Origin of the sequence: Bowdeniella nasicola (genome assembly GCF_001907295.1) — a bacterium.
Lineage (GTDB): Bacteria > Actinomycetota > Actinomycetes > Actinomycetales > Actinomycetaceae > Bowdeniella > Bowdeniella nasicola.
Genome location: NZ_MQVR01000118.1, coordinates 1 through 4,220 on the forward strand (window position 1 = coordinate 1; position 4,220 = coordinate 4,220).

A 4,220-nucleotide genomic window follows, 5' to 3' on the forward strand; every position below is an offset into this window, starting at 1 on the left:
ACGACCATGACCGATACCGACACGCCCGCACTAGCAAGCTAAAACCCCAAACGAGAGGAAAACGCCGTTACACCACTACAAGGGACTTGACCCCCCCGGGATCCGTTAGGGAACCCGGGGGACGTTTCGCTTGGTGATGGCTTAGAGCTGCTGGTCAGAGTCGAGTCGCGGCTTTGCTTCGGCCGGATCATTCACCTGATCGGTTGAAGGATCCTCTGCGGGCGTGGTACCTTCAGTGCCGATACGCTCGTCGATCGAGTCGCGTGCGGACGTGATCTTGTCGTAGTATTTACCGCCGGTGCGCTGGGAGGCGAAGTCCTTCGCCTTATCCAGAGCGGAATCCGAGAGCTGCTCAGCCTTCTCACTATTTAGCTGCTCTTTTGCCTTGTTTACGAAGTGACCAAGTCCCATGGCTGGTGCCCTCCCTTCCTCCGGACGGCCCGTTGGCGCCGCCTCTTAGTTCTAGCGTGCCGAATCACGGCGATCTACACCACTGTTGTGCTCCCGTCGTTACTTCGGTGAGCGCCCTTACGTAAGGTTGAAGACATGACCGAGCTCCATGAGATGTCCGCAGCCGACCTTGCTACGGCCTACCGGCGAGGCGACACGGACCCGCTCGAAGTGACGCGTTCAGCCTTCGAGCGGATCGATAGGTTCAACGATGAAGTTGGGGCATTTGTTCACGCCTCGCGGTGGCGCGCCGAATGTGACGCACTGACCGCGCGCTCGGCTATCGCCGATGGCGATCCTCGCCCGCTCGTGGGGGTCCCCTGCCCGATTAAGGACCTCACCCAGGTCGCAAGCGAACCCTTCGAAGCCGGTTCCGCAGTCCTCAAGGGAAATATTGCTGCCGTCACCGACGGGATTGCGCAGCACCTCGCGGAGGCCGGCACCATCATGCTCGGCAAGACCGCGACTCCCGAATTTGGGATGCCCGCCTATACCGAACCGGCCGGCCAGCGTCCAGCGCGTAGCCCGTGGGACACCTCTCGCACCGCCGGTGGGTCATCCGGTGGCGCCGCCGCGGCGCTCGCATCCGGGCTCACCCCGATCGCTCACGGCAACGACGGCGGAGGCTCCATCCGGATCCCGGCCGCGTGCTGCGGGATCGTGGGTCTCAAACCCTCGCGCGGCCGCGTCTCGCCCGGCCCGCACGGAATCGCGGGCCCTGGCCTTGCGACCGAAGGCGTGCTCACGCGTACGGTCACCGACGCCGCGATCTCCCTCGATGCGATCGCGGGCAGCCGGCCAGGGGATTCCTATACGCTGCCGCGCCGACAAGACTTCGCCAATCAACTCCGCGCGGCCGAGGAGGCCGAGACGCTCAACCTGTCCGATCACGGGTCGCGCGTGCGCGTCGGCATCCTGCTCGAGCCGCTGAACGTCGAGCACACGACGTTCCATCCCGAGGCCATCGCCGCAGTGCGGCGGGCGGCCCGGCACCTCGAAGTCGCAGGCTGCCTGCTGGAAGAAACAACACGCGCCATGACCGGCGAGCAGTGGATGAGCTTCATGCCGCTGTGGGCGACGGGTGCCGCGAGCATCCCCGTGCCAGCCGAGGCTGAAGAGCAGCTCATGCCGCTGACACGTTGGCTGCGGGAGCAGGGGCGCGAGGCGAGCGCGCTTCAGTACGCGAACGCGATCGCGGGCGTTCAGCAACTCGGACGTCAGGTCGCCGACCACTGGGCCGAGTACGACATCATCCTCTCGCCGATGCTCTCGGGCCCGCCGCTGCCGCCCACTGAGCTCCAGCTTGCCGACCCGGCCGCGGACTTCGAAGCCCAAAAACACTTCACGCCGTTTACCTCCGTCTGGAATATCACCGGCGCCCCCGCAATATCCGTGCCGCTGCACCGTGCCGAGGTGGAAGGCATCGAGCTGCCGTTCGCGATCCATATCGGGGCGACGCGCCTTGGCGATGAGGGGCTGCTGCTACGCGTCGCACGCCTGCTCGAGCAGACCGATCCGTGGCCTCAGCTGGCCCCCGCCTACCGATAGTCGCCAAGGTAGTTTAGGCTCGCCTTTTCCGCGGAATCATGCGGTAAAGGCCAGCCTTTCCGTGCTTGTGCAAACCGCCCATATGGGTCACAGTGACAGTATGGATACTCAACGGACCGTCACGCGCTACCCCTGGGTGGTGGCCACCCTGGCCGTCGGCGTTGTTGGACTCATCCTCGCTTTTGCGCTGCCGCGCTATGTCCTGTTCCAGCTCGGTGGCGTCGAGGTCACGCTCGTGCAGGCGCTCGTCAGCACGTTCGCTCTCATCGTCGCGGCAGATCAGTTCCGCGATATGGTCGAGGACCTCCGCCGCGGCGCCTGGGGCATCGATATCCTCGCGATCGTCGCGATCTGTGCGACGGTCCTCGTCGGGGAATACTGGGCCGCGCTCGTCGTCTGCCTCATGCTTTCCGGTGGGGAGGCGCTCGAAGATTTCGCGTCCGCGCGGGCTCGCAGCGAACTCACGGGCGTGCTCGAGCGCGCGCCGTCGCTCGCCCACCGTGTCGATGGTGATACCGTCACGACGATCCCCGTCACGGAGGTTCGGGTTGGCGATATCCTACTCATTCGGCCCTCCGAGATCCTGCCGGTCGATGCCGAACTCATGACGGAGCGGGCTGCGCTCGACGAGTCCTCGCTCACGGGTGAATCCCTGCCCGTCACCCACACTCGCGGCGACGAGGTGATGTCCGGCTCGCTCAACGGCTCAAGCGCGATCCACGTCCGGGCGCTCAGCGATGCCGCGAACTCGCGATACCAGCAGATTGTCTCCCTCGTCGCCGAAGCAGCCGAATCTCGCTCGCCGATGGTGCGCCTCGCGGACCGGATCGCCCTGCCCTTTACGCTGTTTTCGCTCGCGGTTGCCGGCCTCGGCTGGTATCTCGCGGGTGATCCGCTGCGCGCCGCGCAGATCCTCGTCGTCGCGACCCCATGCCCGCTGCTCATCGCGGCGCCGGTGGCGTTCATGGCCGGCATGTCGCGCGCGGCCCGCGCGGGCATCATCGTCAAGGACGGCGGCACCATCGAGCGCCTGTCACGTATTGAGACCGCGGCCTTCGACAAGACCGGCACGCTCACCCGCGGCGCGCCCGAGGTCGTCGACATCACCGTCGCCAACGGCTTTAGCGCCGACGAAATCCTGCAGCATGCGGCCGCCGTCGAGGAATACTCGACGCATCCGCTCGCGCGCGCGATCGTTGCTGCGGCCCAGACCAAGGGCTTGAGTGTGCCCGCCGCGAGCGATGTCACCGAGGCGGTGGCCGCCGGATTTGAGGGCATCGTTAACGGACGCAAGGTCGCCGTCGGCAAACAGTCATGGATTGCCGACATCGTGACCGACCCATCGGCCATCGAGGGCATGCGCCGCGGCCAGAAGGCCGGCACGAGCCTCGTTCACGTTGCGATTGATGGTCGTTACGTCGGCGTCATCGCGCTCGCCGATCAGTACCGTCCCGAGGCGGCCCGAACCATTGCGGAGCTCGGACGCCTCGGCGTCGGCCGCGTCATGATGCTGTCGGGCGATACCCCGGCCACCGCGAAACTCGTCGGCAAGGAACTCGGCATCGACGACGTGCGCGCGGGACTGCTGCCCGAAGACAAGGTCGGTGCGATCAACGATGCGTCCATCAAGCCGGTCATGATGGTCGGCGATGGTGTCAACGACGCCCCCGTCCTCGCGGCCGCCGACGTCGGTGTCGCGATGGGTCTGACGGGCTCGGCTGCGGCCGCCGACAGTGCCGATGTCGTCCTCATGAAGGATGACGTACACCGCGCCGCAGTCGCGGTCGGCGTCGGCCAGCACACGACCCGGGTCGCGTTGCAGGCGATCGGGATCGGCGTCGCGCTGTCGGTCATCCTCATGGGGATTGCGTTCACGGGCGTTATGCCCGCGATTGTGGGCGCCGGTGCGCAAGAACTCGTCGACCTCGTATGCATCCTGTGGGCGTTGCGCGCGATGAAACCGGGCCGCCACGAGCCTGCGCTCACCGAAAACCTCGATGTGCGCAAGGAGTGTTTTGCGACGTGTACGCTTCCGGCGCGCGACGCGAAGGAGTGCTGTCTCGCGACACCCTAGGTGACCTGGCCTACAGTTGAGTTAGACAGACTCAACTTTGGAATAGCGTCCCGTGCGGTCAAGTCCCTTGTAGTGGTGTAACGGCGTTTTCCTCTCGTTTGGGGTTTTAGCTTGCTAGTGCGGGCGTGTCGGTATCGGTCATGGTCGT

3 protein-coding genes are annotated in these 4,220 nt (G+C 65.6%); 2 read left to right on the forward strand and 1 reads right to left on the reverse strand.

The features are described from left to right. Positions 1–141: 141 nt before the first annotated feature. Positions 142–411 carry an antitoxin gene (locus tag BSZ39_RS12225; RefSeq protein ID WP_073717592.1) on the reverse strand — a complete coding sequence of 90 codons (270 nt, stop codon included), beginning with the start codon at positions 409–411 and terminating at the stop codon, positions 142–144. Between the two features lie 135 nt (positions 412–546). On the opposite strand from BSZ39_RS12225, the gene BSZ39_RS12230 reads away from it, so the two are divergent. Further along, entirely contained in the window at positions 547–1,998 is a 1,452-nt protein-coding gene (locus tag BSZ39_RS12230) for an amidase (RefSeq protein WP_073717593.1), read from the forward strand. A 100-nt stretch (positions 1,999–2,098) separates the two neighbouring features. After that, positions 2,099–4,072, forward strand: a complete 1,974-nt coding sequence (locus BSZ39_RS12235) for a heavy metal translocating P-type ATPase (RefSeq protein ID WP_083603345.1) — start codon at positions 2,099–2,101, stop codon at positions 4,070–4,072. Positions 4,073–4,220: the final 148 nt, after the last annotated feature.